We start from the raw sequence: 15,638 nt of genomic DNA, 5'->3' as shown, positions 1-15,638 counted from the left end.
GTCCGGCGCTTGCCCGTACGTCTCGTTATCAAGCGCCTCTTCTTTTCAAGGACATCTCATGAGCACCCCGGAAAAAGCCCTGCGTTCGCAACGCCTGAACCAGATCACCCACGAGCCGCACAGCAAGCTCGATGCGCTGGTCAAGGCCCACGCGCCGTTCGAGACCCGCGCCAACTTCGCCCGTTTCGTGGTCGCGCAGTACCTGTTCCAGTCGGAACTGGTGTCGCTGTACAACGATGCCGAACTGACCGCCATCGTCCCTGACCTGCCGGCCCGCTGCCGCGCCGAAGCGGCCAGGGCCGACCTCGCCGACCTTGACACCGAAGTGCCTGCGCCAGTCGCCGGCGCGGTGAAAAACCCGAGCAAGGCCCGCGCCCTGGGCTGGATTTTCGTGTCCGAGGGTTCCAAGCTCGGTGCTGCGTTCCTGATCAAACGCGCCGTTGCACTGGACCTGAGCGAAACCTTTGGCGCCCGTCATCTGGGCGAGCCTGAGGGTGGTCGCGCCGAAGGCTGGAAGAGCTTTGTGCGTACCCTCGATTCGCTGCAATTCAGCGCTGAAGAGGAAGCCGAAGTGGAGCAAGGCGCGATTGACGCGTTCAACCGCTTTACCGTGCTGCTGGAACAGGCTTACGCCACAGAAGCCGAACCGGCCTGATCCCAGCCACACCGTAAAACCTGTGGGAGCTGGCTTGCCAGCGATGACGGCGTGTCAGACAACATCCCTGTCGACTGACCGGACGCTATCGCTGGCAAGCCAGCTCCCACAAGGAATTGCGTAAGTCTGTAAGATTCCCACCCTGTCACATTAGCCTCTCGCTGAGCCCATGCCCCAACCCGCCTCCTCCCGACTCGCCCGCCTGCTGTTCGGTCTGCTCGCCTATGTCAGCCTCGGCATCGGTCTGATCGCCATCGTCGTGCCCGGCCTGCCGACCACCGAGTTCATCCTGCTCGCCGCCTGGGCCGCGACCCGCAGTTCGCCGCGCCTGAGTGCCTGGCTGGAAAACCATCGGCTGTTCGGGCCGATCCTGAGTAACTGGCGCAACGGCAAGATCATCGCCCGCAAAGCCAAGGTCAGCGCCACCGTCAGCATGTTGCTGTGCGCCACGCTGATGCTGGTGATGCTCGATCACGGCTGGCCGATCTATCTGGCGATTGCCGGGATGACGATGGGCAACCTGTGGATCTGGTCGCGACCGGAAGCGCTGCCGAAGATTTTCTGATTTTTCTCTTGTTTTCAGGGCATTTACTCGCGCAAACGTTTAGCCGTGACCGTTCGTCGGCTTGCAACTCATGCGTACCCGCCTCGCGCCGATGAGCATTGAATGGCGCTGAATGGATTTGGCGAACCGGGCACCTTCCTGCCTCTTAGCCAACAGCTCATCCATTCGCGAGAACGTCCCATGTTCGACTCTCTGTCCATTCGCCTGAAAATCGTCTTGCTCTCCGGCCTCTGCCTGCTCGGTGTGGTCGCGCTGATCGTTGGCATCAACATTTACCAGACCAACCAGAACGACGAACTGGTCAGTGCTTCCAGCAGCAAGATGCTCACCGCCAGCGTGCAGGACCTGTTGCAGGCCAAGGCTGCCGAGCAAGCGGTGCGGGTGCAGAAAACCTTCGGCGAGAGCCTGTTGGTGATCACCGCCCTGGCCGACCAGATCAAGGACATGCGAGTGATGGCCGCCAAGCGTTCGCTGGACGCCGGCGCCCTGCGTGAAGAGTTGAACCAGAGCCTGAAAACCGCCTTCGAGCGCAACAGCAAGGTGCTTGGCATCTGGCTGGCGTTCGAACCCAACGGACTGGACGGCAAGGACAGCGAATTCGCCAACGATGCCGCGCGCCAGTCCAACGAGGCGGGACGTTTCGCCAGTTACTGGAGCCGTGCTGCGGGTCCGTCGCTGAACACGATCATGGTCGAAGACGACATGAACAAGACCACCCTCAGCGTCAGCGGCACGCCTTACAACAGCTGGTACACCTGCCCTCGCGACAACAAACGTACCTGCCTGCTTGATCCTTACGCCGACACCGTGGGCGGCAAGGAAATGCTCATGACCACCATTTCCGTGCCCCTGCTGGTGGACGGCAAGGCCATCGGCGTGGTCGGTGTCGACATCGCCCTCGACGCCCTGCAAGCGGCGGCCGTGGACTCTCAGCGTGACCTGTTCAACAGCGCCGGGCACATGCTGATCGTCTCCGGCAGCGGCGTGCTCGGTGCTTACAGCGCTGATGCCGGCAAGGTCGGCAAGAGCATCGGCGACACCCTCGGCGCCGAGGGCAAGGACGTGCTGCAACTGCTGAGTGCCGGCACACCGAAGATTCTCGAGCGGGGCGACCTGATCCGCGCCGTGTATCCGGTCAACCCGATTGCCGACTCCAAGGCCTGGGGCGTGGTCATCGACCTGCCGAAACAAGTGCTGCTGGCCGACTCGGTCAAGCTCCAGGCAGTGCTCGACGACGCGCAGCAAACCGGCACGATTACCGCATTGGCGGTGGCCGTGATCGCCGGCCTGATCGGTCTGCTGCTGATCTGGCTCACCGCCTCCGGCGTGACCCGTCCGATCAACAGCGTCGCCGAAATGCTGAAGAACATCGCCAGCGGTGAAGGTGATCTGACCCAGCGCCTGAACTACACCAAGAAAGATGAACTGGGCGAACTGGTGAACTGGTTCAACCGCTTCCTCGACAAGCTGCAACCGACCATCGCCCAGATCAAACAGAGCATCACCGAGGCCCGTGGCACCGCCGATCAGTCGTCGGAAATCGCCCGCCAGACCAGCGAAGGCATGCAGGTGCAGTTCCGCGAGATCGATCAGGTAGCGACCGCCTCCAACGAAATGAGCGCCACCGCTCACGACGTGGCGAACAGCGCGTCGAATGCGGCCAACGCGGCGAAAGGCGCCGATCAGTCGGCCAAGGACGGGATGTCGATCATCGAGCGCAGCACCCGCGACATCAACCAACTGGCCGATGAAGTCAGCAAAGCCGTGACCGAAGTCGAAGAGCTGGCAGTCAACAGCGAGCAGATCGGTTCGGTGCTGGAAGTGATCCGCAGCATTGCCGAGCAGACCAACCTGCTGGCGCTGAACGCCGCGATCGAAGCGGCCCGTGCCGGTGAAAGCGGTCGTGGTTTTGCGGTGGTGGCAGATGAAGTCCGTAACCTCGCCAAGCGCACCCAGGATTCGGTCGAAGAAATCCGCGTGGTGATCGAGCGCATCCAGACCGGCACCCGTGGCGTGGTCGCGACCATGCACTCGAGCCAGACCCAGGCTCACAACAACGCCGGGCAGATCCGCCAGGCCGTGGACGCCCTCGGCAAGATCAGCGACGCGGTTACCGTGATCAGCGACATGAACCTGCAGATCGCCAGCGCCGCCGAACAGCAAAGCGCCGTGGCCGAAGAGGTCAACCGCAACGTCTCGGCGATCCGTACCGTCACCGAAACCCTGACCGAACAGGCCACCGAATCGGCGGCGATCAGCAGCCAGCTCAACGCCCTGGCCAGCCAGCAGATGAAATTGATGGATCAGTTCCGCGTCTGATTTGATCTATGATCAGGCCCTCTTCCGGAGGGCCTTCGATGACTGATCTGCTCACGTCCATTCAAGCCGCACTCGGCTTGCCCCGCACGCCGATTCCATTCACCGCCGAGGGCGCCCTGCCCTCGGCGTTTGCCGTCACCGACCTTGCCTGCGCGAGCATTGCCGCTGCCGGGCAAGCTGTCGCCGAACTCCTTCAGCAGCAAACCGGCGACTTGCCCACTGTAGAAGTCGACCGCCGCCTCGCCTCGTTCTGGTTCGCCACGTCGCTGCGACCGATCGGCTGGGAAGTGCCGCCGCTGTGGGATCCGGTGGCCGGCGACTACGCAACCCGAGACGGCTGGATCCGCCTGCACACCAACGCCCCGCATCACCGCGCCGCCGCTGAACGCGTGCTCGGTGCCTGTGCCGACCGCGCGGCAATGGCGGCGAAAGTCGCGCAGTGGGCCAGTGCCGATCTGGAGCGAGCGGTGGTCGAGTCCAAGGGTTGTGCGGCTGAAATGCGCAGTTGGGAACAGTGGCAGAAACATCCGCAAGGGCTGGCGGTGAATGCCGAACCCTTGGTGCATTTCAGTGATGAGAAAGACGTAAGTCATCAACCCTGGCAAGGCTCGGTGGCGCGGCCATTGGCCGGGCTCAAGGTGCTCGACCTGACTCGCGTACTGGCCGGCCCGACCGCCAGCCGCTTTCTTGCAGGGCTCGGCGCCAACGTGCTGCGCATCGACCCGCCGACCTGGAACGAACCCGGCGTGGTGCCGGAAGTGACCCTGGGCAAACGCTGTGCGCGACTGGATCTGCATGCTCCGGCAGATCGCGCAGTGTTCGAAAGCCTGCTCAAGGACGCCGACATTCTGCTGCACGGCTATCGCGCCGACGCCCTTGAACATCTCGGCTTCGGCGTCGAACGCCGCCGGCAACTGGCGCCGGGGCTGATCGATGTCTGCCTCAACGCCTACGGCTGGAGCGGCCCGTGGCAGAACCGTCGGGGCTTCGACAGTCTGGTGCAGATGAGCAGCGGGATTGCCGAGGCCGGACAGCGCTGGAAGCAAGCGGACAAACCGACACCGCTGCCGGTGCAGGCGCTGGATCATGCGACGGGGTATCTGATGGCGGCGAGTGTGATTCGGTTGCTGGCTGAACGGTTACGCACTGGTCGAGGTGGATCGGCACGGTTGTCGCTGGCGCGGACGGCGAAGTTGTTGGTTGAGCGTGGGGCTGGGACGGACGAAACGTTGCGTCCGGAAAATCCACAGGATCAAAGCTCGCTGGTGGAGCAGACACCGTGGGGGCCGGCGCATCGGCTTCAAGCCCCGCTGAAGATTAGCGGGACGCCTCTGCAGTGGGTTTTGCCGGCAACTGAGTTGGGGTCGCATCGTCCGCAGTGGATTTAAGGTTTGTGCATGGTTTGAGACTGCTGCCCTCACCCCAGCCCTCTCCCGGGGGGAGAGGGAGCCGACCGAGTTGCCTGGCGCCATGCATCGACCTGAGAGATCGAGTCGATTTTGGATTCGATGCAGAACGTTCAAGTCGGTGTACTTCTCAAATATCCCCAATCGGCTCCCTCTCCCTCCGGGAGAGGGCTGGGGTGAGGGCAGCGGTTTCAAGACGGATACGAAAAATTCAGTCAAAGCGACTCAAGGATGTCCACAACACCTGCGCCGCATACCCCCGAAACGGCCGCCAGGCTTCAGCCCGAACAGACAACTCCCGCGCCGTCACCCGTTCCCCCTCCAGCACTTCCAGCGCCCGCAGCAACCCCACATCGCCAGTCGGAAACCCGTCCATGTCCCGCAACTGGCGCAGGGCAATGTACTGCGCCGTCCAGTCGCCAATCCCGTGCAGCGCCAGCAACCGCGCCGTCCCGGAGGCAAACAGCAGCGGATCGTCCAATGACGCCTGCGCCACCCCGGACAAGGTCCGCCCGCGACTTTTCGGCATGCCCAGCGCCGCCAGATCAGCGTTTGCCAAAACCTTTGCCTGAGGAAAGACGTGGGTCAGGCCCGGCACTGAAGAACGTAAAGGCTCGCCATACTGCGCCACCAGTTTCCCCGCCAGCCGAATCGCCGCCACCACGGTGATCTGCTGCCCCAGCACCGCGCGAAACGCCAGTTCCAGACCATCCCACGCCCCCGGCACTCGCAACCCCGGCCGTTCGGCGATCAGCCGCGCCAGCAGCGGATCTACCCCCAGATGCCGCTGCATCGTGGGTAGATCCGCATCCAGATCAAACATCCGTCGCAAACGCGCAACAATCTCGGGAACCGCCGACGGATCCGGGAAATCCAGCTCCACCTCCAGCGCATCACCGTCGCCGGGCCGGACCGAAACCGTACCGTGAAGCCCGTTCAACCCGATGCTGCGCGAATACACGCCATCGGCCACCGTCTCCATCCCGACCACTGCGCGGGCCGCGAGAAACCCGAGCATCGCCGGCCAGTCGCAGGATCCCTGATAGTCGAGCCGCAATCTCACAGGGACAACACGCCGCTGTACAACCCATACGCCGCGAGCCCGGCCCCGGCGATCACGCAGGTGAAAATCCCCTTCTCGAGCGTGGTGAACAGCGGCTCGCCCTGCTCATGTTTGGCCTTGGCGAACAGGATCACCCCCGGCGCATACAGCAGCGCCGACAGCAGCAGGTATTTCACCCCGCCGGCATACAACAGCCACACCGCGTAACACAGCGCGATGCCGCCGATCAGCAGATCCTTGGTGCGTTCGGCGGAGGCATGTTCATAGGTTTCTCCCCGTCCGCTGAGCAACACGGCATAGGCTGCCGACCACAGATACGGCACCAGAATCATCGACGAGGCGAGGTAAATCAGGCTGGTGTAAGTGCCGGCGGAAAACAGCGTGATCAGCAGGAAAATCTGGATCATCACGTTGGTCAGCCACAAAGCATTGACCGGCACATGGTTGGCGTTTTCCTTTTTCAGGAACGCCGGCATCGTGTTGTCCTTGGCGGTGGCGAACAGGATCTCCGCGCACAACAGCGCCCACGACAGCAACGCACCGAGCAACGAAATGGCCAGGCCCACGCTGATCAGCAGCGCACCCCATGGCCCGACAATGTGTTCCAGTACGGCGGCCAGCGAAGGGTTCTGCAAGGTCGCCAGTTCCGGCTGACTCATGATCCCCAGCGACAACACGTTGACCAGCACCAACAGCGCCAGCACACCGATAAAACCGATCACCGTGGCGCGGCCCACATCCGAGCGTTTCTCCGCCCGCGCCGAGTAAACGCTGGCGCCTTCGATACCGATGAACACGAACACGGTGACCAGCATCATGTTGCGCACCTGATCCATCACGCCGCCGAAATTCGGGTTGCTGCGGCCCCAGATGTCGCGGGTAAACACGTCCGCCTTGAAGGCCACGGCGGCGATGACCACGAACATGATCAGCGGAATGATCTTGGCCACGGTGGTCAACTGATTGATCAGCGCTGCTTCCTTGATCCCGCGCATCACCAGAAAGTGCACGGCCCACAGCAACACCGAAGCGCAGCCGATGGCAATCGGCGTGTTGCCCTGACCGAACACCGGAAAGAAGTAGCCGAGGGTGCTGAACAGCAACACGAAATACCCGACGTTACCCAGCCAGGCGCTGATCCAGTAACCCCACGCCGAAGAAAAGCCCATGTAGTCGCCAAACCCGGCCTTGGCGTAGGCATACACGCCGGAGTCCAGTTCCGGTTTGCGGTTGGCCAGGGTCTGGAACACGAAGGCCAGGGTGAGCATGCCGATCGCCGTGATGCCCCAGCCGATCAGGATGGCCCCGGCATCGGCCCGGGCCGCCATGTTCTGCGGCAGGGAAAATATCCCCCCGCCAATCATCGAACCCACCACCAGGGCGATCAGTGCGCCAAGGCGCAGCTTTTGCGTCGGTTGCGACATTCCAGCGTCTCCAAGTTCCAGAGCGGCGAATGCCGCGAAACCGTTATGCAACCGGCTTTTAACTAAATGGATAAAGCGTAATGACGTTTATTGAATAACGCCAACTTGCGCCCTTTATATATAGCCATTGGCGCTAACGCCGTAGCACGCTCAGACAGTTTTGTGCGCGAATCCTAATAAATCAATTCTGTACTGAAAACAGCGGTGAAAAATTTGCCAAAACCTGAAAAGGAACTAGCGTGATAATTCGAAAGTAATAGGATCCATTCTTAACCACTTTTGACAAAACGCCTCTAGGACGGGCCTTCCAGACAATAGCTTTATGCCTTCAGACGTTTCATAAGTCATTCATTAACAATGGAATGTGACCATGCACTGATCTAAGTCAGCTGTTTGAAAAGCCAACAGAACTACGCTGTGAACTCTTCTCTCCTGCAATGGAGTCATGCAATGTCTGAAGCTCCCGGAAAACTACGACTAGGTGCACTGGTTGCATTGGTAGTCGGTTCAATGATCGGTGGCGGGATATTCTCTTTGCCACAAAACATGGCCGCCAGTGCCGACGTCGGCGCGGTCCTGATTGGCTGGGCCATCACCGCAGTCGGCATGCTCACCCTCGCTTTCGTCTTTCAAACCCTCGCCAATCGCAAGCCTGACCTGGACGGCGGTGTCTACGCCTACGCCAAGGCCGGTTTCGGCGATTACATGGGTTTCTCTTCGGCCTGGGGTTACTGGATCAGCGCCTGGCTGGGCAACGTCGGTTACTTCGTTCTGCTGTTCAGCACCCTCGGCTACTTCTTTCCGGTTTTTGGGGAAGGCAACACCGTTGCTGCCGTGATCGGCGCCTCTGTCCTGCTGTGGGGCGTGCACTTTCTGGTGCTGCGCGGGATCAAGGAAGCGGCGTTCATCAACCTCGTGACCACTGTCGCCAAGGTCGTGCCGCTGCTGCTGTTCGTGCTGATCGCGATCTTCGCCTTCAAACTGGACATCTTTACCGCTGACATCTGGGGCGTGAAAAACCCGGATCTGGGCAGCGTGATGAACCAGGTGCGCAACATGATGCTGGTCACCGTGTGGGTGTTCATCGGCATCGAAGGCGCGAGCATCTTCTCGGCCCGGGCGGAAAAACGTTCGGACGTGGGTAAAGCCACCGTGATCGGTTTCATCACCGTGCTGCTGTTCCTGGTGCTGGTGAACGTGCTGTCGCTGGGCATCATGACTCAGCCGGAACTGGCCAAACTGCAGAACCCGTCGATGGCCGCCGTGCTGGAGCACGTGGTCGGTCACTGGGGCGCGGTGCTGATCAGCGTCGGTCTGATCATCTCGCTGCTGGGGGCGTTGCTGTCGTGGGTGCTGCTGTGTGCGGAGATCATGTTCGCCGCCGCCAAGGACCACACCATGCCGGAGTTCCTGCGCAAGGAGAACGCCAACCACGTGCCGGTCAACGCCCTGTGGCTGACCAACGCGATGGTGCAGCTGTTCCTGATCATCACCCTGTTCTCGGCCAGCACTTACCTGTCGCTGATCTACCTCGCCACTTCGATGATTCTGGTGCCGTACCTGTGGTCGGCGGCCTACGCCCTGCTGCTGGCGGTGCGCGGCGAAAGCTACGAAGGCTTCGCGGCCGAACGGCGCAAGGACCTGATCATCGGCGCCATCGCCCTGATCTACGCGGTGTGGCTGCTCTACGCCGGCGGCGTGAAGTACCTGCTGCTGTCGGCCCTGCTCTATGCGCCCGGCGCGATCCTGTTCGCCAAGGCCAAGCTCGAACTCAAACAACCGGTTTTCACCAACGTCGAGAAGCTGATTTTCGCCGCAGTGGTCGTGGGCGCCCTGGTGGCAGCCTACGGACTGTATGACGGCTTCCTGACTCTGTAATTGCTCAACGTTTTCACTCTGGAGGATCACTGAAATGACCACGGAAAAAGCTAAGTACGGCGTCCATTCCGAAGCCGGCAAACTGCGCAAAGTCATGGTTTGCTCCCCAGGTCTGGCCCATCAGCGGCTGACCCCGAACAACTGCGATGAACTGCTGTTCGATGACGTGCTGTGGGTCGCTCAAGCCAAGCGCGACCACTTCGACTTCGTGACCAAGATGCGTGAGCGCGGGATCGACGTGCTGGAAATGCACAACCTGCTGACCGACATCGTCGCCATCCCCGAAGCGCTGGACTGGATCCTCGAGCGCAAGGTCACCGCCGATTCGGTGGGCCTGGGCCTGATCAACGAAGTCAAATCCTGGCTGAAAAGCCTGGAGCCGCGACACATCGCCGAATTCCTGATTGGCGGCGTGTCCGCCGACGACCTGCCGGACAGCTTCGGTGGCAAGACCATCCAGATGTTCCGCGACTTCCTCGGCCACTCCAGTTTCATTCTGCCGCCGCTGCCGAACACCCAGTTCACCCGCGACACCACCTGCTGGATTTACGGTGGCGTGACGCTGAACCCGATGTACTGGCCGGCGCGTCGTCAGGAAACGCTGCTGACCACCGCCATCTACAAATTCCATCCGCAGTTCACCAACGCCGAGTTCGAGATCTGGTACGGCGATCCGGACAAAGATCACGGCAGCTCGACCCTCGAAGGCGGCGACGTCATGCCAATCGGCAACGGCGTGGTGCTGATCGGTATGGGCGAGCGTTCATCCCGTCAGGCCATCGGCCAACTGGCACTGAACCTGTTCAAGAACAAGGCCGTGGAAAAAGTCATCGTCGCTGGCCTGCCGAAGTCTCGAGCGGCGATGCACCTGGATACCGTGTTCAGCTTCTGCGACCGCGACCTCGTCACGATCTTCCCGGAAGTGGTCAACCAGATCGTAGCCTTCACCCTGCGCCCTGACGAAAGCAAACAGGGCGGCATCGACATCCGTCGCGAAGAAGGCACCTTCCTCGACGTCGTGGCCAAAGCCCTCAACCTGCCGAAACTGCGCGTCGTCGAAACCGGCGGCAACAGCTTCGCCGCCGAACGCGAGCAATGGGATGACGGCAACAACGTGGTGGCCGTGGAGCCGGGCGTGGTCATCGGCTACGACCGCAACACCTACACCAACACCCTGCTTCGCAAGGCGGGCGTGGAGGTCATCACCATCAGCGCCGGCGAACTCGGTCGTGGCCGCGGCGGCGGCCACTGCATGACTTGCCCGATCATCCGCGACCCTATCGATTACTAAACGACCATCTCCCCGGCCGCACCTATCCCGTAGCGGCCGGGCCGATTACCGAATCCAAGGAGAATCATCATGGCGTTCAACATTCACAACCGTAATCTGCTCAGCCTGGAACACCACACCCCACGTGAGCTGCGCTACCTGCTCGACCTGTCCCGCGACCTCAAGCGCGCCAAGTACACCGGCACCGAGCAGCAACACCTGAAGGGCAACAACATCGCCCTGATCTTCGAAAAAACCTCGACCCGCACCCGCTGCGCGTTCGAAGTCGCCGCTTATGACCAGGGCGCCAACGTCACCTACATCGACCCGAACTCCTCGCAAATCGGCCACAAGGAAAGCATGAAGGACACAGCCCGCGTGCTGGGTCGCATGTACGACGCCATCGAGTACCGTGGCTTCAAGCAGGAAATCGTCGAAGAGCTGGCCAAGTTCGCCGGCGTGCCGGTGTTCAACGGCCTGACCGATGAATATCACCCGACCCAGATGATTGCCGACGTGCTGACCATGCGTGAGCACGCCGACAAGCCGATCCACGAGATCAGCTACGCCTACCTGGGCGACGCGCGCAACAATATGGGCAACTCGCTGCTGCTGATCGGCGCCAAACTCGGCATGGACGTGCGCATCTGCGCGCCGAAAGCCCTGTGGCCGCACGATGATCTGGTCGATCGCTGCAAAAAATACGCAGAGGAAAGCGGCGCCCGCATCACCCTGACCGAAGATCCGAAAGCGGCGGTCAAAGGCGTGGACTTCATCCACACCGACGTCTGGGTATCGATGGGTGAACCGGTGGAAGCCTGGGCCGAGCGTATCCAGCAACTGCTGCCGTATCAGGTCAACGCCGAGCTGATGAAAGCCACCGGCAACCCGCGCACCAAGTTCATGCACTGCCTGCCGGCGTTCCACAACAGCGATACCAAGGTCGGCAAACAGATCGCCGAACAGTATCCGCACCTGAAAAACGGCATCGAAGTGACCGACGACGTGTTCGAGTCGCCGGCCTGCATCGCCTTCGAGCAAGCGGAAAACCGCATGCACACCATCAAGGCGATTCTGGTGTCGACTTTGGCAGACCTGTAACCCGGCTTTGGCACTGATCGTTCCCACGCTCCGCGTGGTAACGCCGCCCCCGGACGCTCTGCGTCCGCTGTGACGCAGAGCGTCACGGGATGCATTCCCACGCGGGAGCGTGGGAACGATCAACACGAAAAGGACATGCACCATGCGTATCGTCGTAGCTCTGGGCGGTAACGCCCTGCTCCGCCGTGGTGAGCCGATGACCGCTGACAACCAGCGCGCCAACATCCGCATCGCCACCGAGCAAATCGCCAAGATCCATCCCGGCAACCAACTGGTCATCGCCCACGGCAATGGTCCGCAAGTCGGCCTGCTGTCGTTGCAGGCGGCGGCCTACACTTCCGTCACCCCTTACCCGCTGGACGTGCTCGGTGCCGAAACCGAAGGCATGATCGGCTATATCATCGAACAGGAACTGGGCAACCTGCTGGACTTCGAAGTCCCGTTCGCCACCCTGCTCACCCAGGTCGAAGTCGATGCCAACGACCCGGCTTTCAAGAATCCGACCAAACCGATCGGCCCGGTCTACGAGAAGGCCGAAGCAGAAAAACTCGCCGCTGAAAAAGGCTGGGCCATCGCCCCGGACGGCGACAAGTTCCGCCGTGTGGTGGCCAGCCCGCGGCCGAAACGCATCTTTGAAATCCGCCCGATCAAGTGGCTGCTGGACAAGGGCAGCATCGTGATCTGCGCCGGTGGTGGCGGCATCCCGACCATGTATGGCGCTCACGGCAAGCTGCAAGGCATCGAAGCGGTGATCGACAAGGACCTGTGCTCGGCGCTGCTGGCCGAACAGCTGGAGGCGGACTTGCTGGTGATCGCCACCGACGTCAACGCGGCGTACATCGACTTCAAGAAACCCACCGAGAAAGCCATCGCCCAGGCCCACCCGGACGAACTCGAACGCCTGGGCTTCGCCGCCGGCTCCATGGGGCCGAAGGTGCAGGCAGCCTGTGAATTTGCACGCCATACTGGCAAGGTCGCGGTGATCGGTTCGCTCTCGGACATCGAAGCCATCGTCCAGGGCACCGCCGGTACGCGGGTCAGCACGGCAGCGCCGGGCATCACCTACCGATAAAAAGAAACTCCGGGGGCAGACTTCATGTCTGCCCTTCTCCCATGCCTTGAAAGGAGAAACCCATGGCCCAGTTCGAACCCGGTCATTTGCATATTGAGCGGCATGCGTTGACTGACGACGACGTCAATTACAACGTGCACCTCGACTATGAAGTGTTCACCGATCCCCAGAAAGGCAAAGGGATACAGTTCACCCTGCATGGCAGCATGCAGGGCAAAGAGGTCAACGAACCGTTCTTTCTGCCCAAGGAGGAAGCTTATAACTTCGCTCGTAACGTGACGCAGATCGCCGAAAAGTACGGGATCCCCAAGAGCCACAGCCAGATCGGCTCGGTGCACAAGCATTACGACCTGATGTTTGAAGACATCCGCATGAAGTTGAATATGAAATCCGGGGATCCGGTCAATCCCGAGCATTTCGAGTAACCCCCAAAAGCCCCTCACCCTAACCCTCTCCCGGAGGGAGAGGGGACTGATCCGGGGATATTTCAGAGTTACGCCGACCTGAACCTGCTTTACCGAATCCATAATCGACTGGTTCTTTCAGGTCGATGTCAAACCTCAGACACCTCGGTCAGCTCCCTCTCCCTCCGGGCGGTCCGACGCTTCGGGAGGGCTGGGGTGAGGGTGCTTTTGATTTAAGGCATACTTGCCCCCCTCCGCACTCCAGAACCCAGAACCGCCCCATGCGTATCCACGTCAGCTTCATCGACCGCGTCGGCATCACCCAGGAAGTCCTGGCTATCCTCGGCGGGCGCAATCTCAATCTGGATGCGGTGGAGATGATCCCGCCCAACGTCTACATCGACGCCCCGACCTTGAGCCCGCAAGTGCTCGAAGAACTGAAAGATGCGCTGTTTCGCGTGCGTGGTGTAGAAGCAGTAACCGTGGTCGACATCCTCCCCGGCCAGCGTCGGCACTTGCAGCTCGACGCGTTGCTCGCGGCAATGACCGACCCGGTACTGGCGCTGGACAGCGCCGGCAAGGTGCTGCTGGCCAACCCGGCGCTGATCGCCTTGTACGGCCGCGAGCCGGCGGGCGAAAGCGTCTCGGAACTGTTCAACGATCCGGGCCTGCTCGAAACCCTGCTCGAACAAGGCTTCCGCCTGCCGCTGCGGGAAATCACCGTCAATGGCCAGACCCTGTTGCTGGATGCCACACCGATCACCGACGCCGGCGCCCTGCTGACCCTGTATCAGCCGAACCGCATCGGCGAACAACTCTCGGCGCTGCATCACGATCACGCCGAAGGTTTCGATGCGCTGCTCGGTGAATCGCCGCCAATCCGCACCCTCAAGGCCCGCGCCCAGCGCGTCGCGGCCCTCGATGCGCCGCTGCTGATCCAGGGCGAAACCGGCACCGGCAAAGAACTGGTGGCCCGCGCCTGCCACGCCATCAGCGCCCGGCACAGCGCGCCATTCCTCGCACTGAACTGCGCGGCCCTGCCGGAGAACCTCGCCGAGAGCGAACTGTTCGGCTACGCCCCCGGCGCCTTTACCGGCGCACAACGCGGCGGCAAACCGGGGCTGATGGAACTGGCCAACCAGGGCACGGTGTTCCTCGACGAGATCGGCGAGATGTCGCCGTACTTGCAGGCCAAACTGCTGCGTTTTCTCAATGACGGCAGCTTCCGTCGGGTCGGCGGCGATCGTGAGGTAAAGGTCAACGTGCGGATCCTCAGCGCGACCCACCGCGACCTGGAAAAAATGGTCAGCGAAGGCCTGTTCCGCGAAGACCTGTTCTACCGCCTCAACGTGCTCAACGTTGAAGTGCCGCCGTTGCGCGAACGCGGTCAGGACATTCTGTTGCTGGCGCGCTATTTCATGCAGCAGGCCTGCGCGCAGATCCAGCGCCCGGTCTGCCGCCTCGCACCGGGCACCTACCCGGCGCTGCTCGGCAACCGCTGGCCGGGCAACGTGCGGCAATTGCAGAACGTGATCTTCCGCGCCGCTGCGATCTGCGAAAGCAGCCTGGTGGACATCGGCGACCTCGACATCGCCGGCACCTCGGTGGCACGCCAGACCGACACCGACGTCGACAGCCTCGAAGAAGCCGTCGAAGCCTTCGAGAAATCGCTGCTGGAAAAACTCTACGTCAGCTATCCCTCGACCCGCCAACTGGCCAGCCGCCTGCAAACCTCGCACACCGCAATTGCCCATCGGCTGCGCAAGTACGGGATTCCGGACAAAGCCTGAGACCGCGCCAAAAACGACCTCCATCTGTACTGAAAGCGCTACAGCGGAACGATATCGCTACACCCTCCTTCGATCACCGCTGTGCAAGGCTTTGATCCGGTTCAGCTTTTTTCTTCGCCTCACGCTGTAGCGATTTCGCTACAGCCAACGTGATCGCGCTTGCTCACAAATCGATCAAGCCATTGATTTATAACGATATTTTTATGTTGGCCGCGTTCTTGCTAAGTAACCGCTCATAAAATCAGGGCATTGCCGCCCGAGTATTCCACCGCGTCCACCAGACGAGTCTGGCCCCTAGGAGATTCCATGAGCGAGTTGCGTTTTACTGAAGATCACGAATGGCTGCGCGCCGAAGCCGATGGTTCTGTCACCGTTGGCATCACCGCTTTCGCGCAGAACGCCCTGGGCGACGTGGTGTTCGTGCAACTGCCTGAATTGCAGGCGTACGACAAAGGCGCCGAAGCCGCCACCGTGGAATCGGTAAAAGCCGCCAGCGGCGTTTACATGCCACTGGACGGTGAAGTCCTGGCCACCAACCCGGCCCTGGAAGACAGCCCTGAGCTGGTCAACGAAGATCCGCTGGGCGAAGGCTGGTTCTTCCGCTTCAAGCCAGCCGACGCTTCGGCCGTCGCCAAGCTGCTGGATCAAGACGCCTACGACCGCCTGATCAAAGCCCAAGCCGAAGCCTGAG

The 15,638-nt window shown here is 61.4% G+C and carries 13 protein-coding genes; 11 read left to right on the top strand and 2 right to left on the bottom strand.

Features of this window, described 5'->3' with window-relative positions; all coding sequences use genetic code 11:
- The first annotated feature begins 58 nt into the window (after window positions 1-58).
- From C1X29_RS09065 to C1X29_RS09050, 4 genes are all read left to right on the top strand, one after another.
- Complete coding sequence (locus C1X29_RS09065; RefSeq protein ID WP_085647314.1) at window positions 59-655, top strand: biliverdin-producing heme oxygenase; 597 nt, start codon at window positions 59-61, stop codon at window positions 653-655.
- 169 nt (window positions 656-824) lie between these two features.
- On the top strand, window positions 825-1,220 hold the full coding sequence (locus tag C1X29_RS09060; protein ID WP_085745191.1) for a YbaN family protein: 396 nt from the start codon (window positions 825-827) through the stop codon (window positions 1,218-1,220).
- 180 nt (window positions 1,221-1,400) lie between these two features.
- Window positions 1,401-3,539: a methyl-accepting chemotaxis protein gene (locus C1X29_RS09055; protein ID WP_085745425.1), complete on the top strand. Its 2,139-nt coding sequence runs from the start codon at window positions 1,401-1,403 to the stop codon at window positions 3,537-3,539.
- A 38-nt stretch (window positions 3,540-3,577) separates the two neighbouring features.
- Complete coding sequence (locus C1X29_RS09050) at window positions 3,578-4,927, top strand: CoA transferase (protein WP_102717271.1); 1,350 nt, start codon at window positions 3,578-3,580, stop codon at window positions 4,925-4,927.
- A 229-nt stretch (window positions 4,928-5,156) separates the two neighbouring features.
- Here the strand turns inward: C1X29_RS09050 and C1X29_RS09045 are convergent, their stop codons facing one another.
- Window positions 5,157-6,008 (bottom strand): DNA-3-methyladenine glycosylase, encoded by an 852-nt coding sequence (locus C1X29_RS09045; protein WP_102717270.1) that lies wholly within the window; start codon window positions 6,006-6,008, stop codon window positions 5,157-5,159.
- Window positions 6,005-7,432 (bottom strand): arginine-ornithine antiporter, encoded by a 1,428-nt coding sequence (gene arcD / locus C1X29_RS09040; protein ID WP_007951183.1) that lies wholly within the window; start codon window positions 7,430-7,432, stop codon window positions 6,005-6,007. Before arcD (C1X29_RS09040) ends, C1X29_RS09045 begins: the two co-directional genes overlap by 4 nt.
- A gap of 450 nt (window positions 7,433-7,882) precedes the next feature.
- Between arcD (C1X29_RS09040) and arcD (C1X29_RS09035) the strand changes: the two genes are divergently transcribed.
- The 7 genes from arcD (C1X29_RS09035) (at window position 7,883) to gcvH (ending at window position 15,637) form a co-directional block, all read left to right on the top strand.
- Window positions 7,883-9,310: an arginine-ornithine antiporter gene (arcD, locus tag C1X29_RS09035; RefSeq protein ID WP_085745194.1), complete on the top strand. Its 1,428-nt coding sequence runs from the start codon at window positions 7,883-7,885 to the stop codon at window positions 9,308-9,310.
- Window positions 9,311-9,344: 34 nt separating this feature from the next.
- Window positions 9,345-10,601: an arginine deiminase gene (gene arcA, locus C1X29_RS09030; protein ID WP_102717269.1), complete on the top strand. Its 1,257-nt coding sequence runs from the start codon at window positions 9,345-9,347 to the stop codon at window positions 10,599-10,601.
- A 69-nt stretch (window positions 10,602-10,670) separates the two neighbouring features.
- Complete coding sequence (locus C1X29_RS09025; RefSeq protein WP_011335626.1) at window positions 10,671-11,681, top strand: ornithine carbamoyltransferase; 1,011 nt, start codon at window positions 10,671-10,673, stop codon at window positions 11,679-11,681.
- Between the two features lie 142 nt (window positions 11,682-11,823).
- Window positions 11,824-12,753: a carbamate kinase gene (gene arcC, locus C1X29_RS09020; protein ID WP_007951187.1), complete on the top strand. Its 930-nt coding sequence runs from the start codon at window positions 11,824-11,826 to the stop codon at window positions 12,751-12,753.
- Window positions 12,754-12,815: 62 nt separating this feature from the next.
- A complete protein-coding gene (locus tag C1X29_RS09015) occupies window positions 12,816-13,178 on the top strand; it encodes a DUF5064 family protein (protein ID WP_011335628.1) in 363 nt (120 codons plus the stop codon).
- A gap of 260 nt (window positions 13,179-13,438) precedes the next feature.
- Entirely contained in the window at window positions 13,439-14,947 is a 1,509-nt protein-coding gene (locus C1X29_RS09010) for a sigma-54-dependent transcriptional regulator (RefSeq protein WP_085745196.1), read from the top strand.
- A gap of 306 nt (window positions 14,948-15,253) precedes the next feature.
- Window positions 15,254-15,637: a glycine cleavage system protein GcvH gene (gcvH, locus tag C1X29_RS09005; RefSeq protein ID WP_074688335.1), complete on the top strand. Its 384-nt coding sequence runs from the start codon at window positions 15,254-15,256 to the stop codon at window positions 15,635-15,637.
- Window position 15,638: the final 1 nt, after the last annotated feature.

The sequence above is a fragment of the Pseudomonas sp. GW456-12-10-14-LB2 genome, from assembly GCF_002884345.1.
Classification (GTDB): domain Bacteria; phylum Pseudomonadota; class Gammaproteobacteria; order Pseudomonadales; family Pseudomonadaceae; genus Aquipseudomonas; species Aquipseudomonas paraglycinae.
The sequence above is the reverse complement of the archived record's forward strand: the minus strand, read 5'-3'. Positions and strand labels throughout refer to the sequence as shown.

Bases quoted from the DNA above. Each gene is read 5' to 3' on its own strand.
- C1X29_RS09050 (WP_102717271.1), top strand. From the start codon at position 3,578: ATGACTGATCTGCTCACGTCCATTCAAGCCGCACTCGGCTTGCCCCGC.
- C1X29_RS09010 (WP_085745196.1), top strand. From the start codon at position 13,439: ATGCGTATCCACGTCAGCTTCATCGACCGCGTCGGCATCACCCAGGAA.
- C1X29_RS09065 (WP_085647314.1), top strand. From the start codon at position 59: ATGAGCACCCCGGAAAAAGCCCTGCGTTCGCAACGCCTGAACCAGATC.
- arcD (WP_085745194.1), top strand. From the start codon at position 7,883: ATGTCTGAAGCTCCCGGAAAACTACGACTAGGTGCACTGGTTGCATTG.
- gcvH (WP_074688335.1), top strand. From the start codon at position 15,254: ATGAGCGAGTTGCGTTTTACTGAAGATCACGAATGGCTGCGCGCCGAA.
- C1X29_RS09025 (WP_011335626.1), top strand. From the start codon at position 10,671: ATGGCGTTCAACATTCACAACCGTAATCTGCTCAGCCTGGAACACCAC.
- C1X29_RS09015 (WP_011335628.1), top strand. From the start codon at position 12,816: ATGGCCCAGTTCGAACCCGGTCATTTGCATATTGAGCGGCATGCGTTG.
- arcD (WP_007951183.1), bottom strand. From the start codon at position 7,432: ATGTCGCAACCGACGCAAAAGCTGCGCCTTGGCGCACTGATCGCCCTG.
- C1X29_RS09060 (WP_085745191.1), top strand. From the start codon at position 825: ATGCCCCAACCCGCCTCCTCCCGACTCGCCCGCCTGCTGTTCGGTCTG.
- arcC (WP_007951187.1), top strand. From the start codon at position 11,824: ATGCGTATCGTCGTAGCTCTGGGCGGTAACGCCCTGCTCCGCCGTGGT.
- arcA (WP_102717269.1), top strand. From the start codon at position 9,345: ATGACCACGGAAAAAGCTAAGTACGGCGTCCATTCCGAAGCCGGCAAA.
- C1X29_RS09055 (WP_085745425.1), top strand. From the start codon at position 1,401: ATGTTCGACTCTCTGTCCATTCGCCTGAAAATCGTCTTGCTCTCCGGC.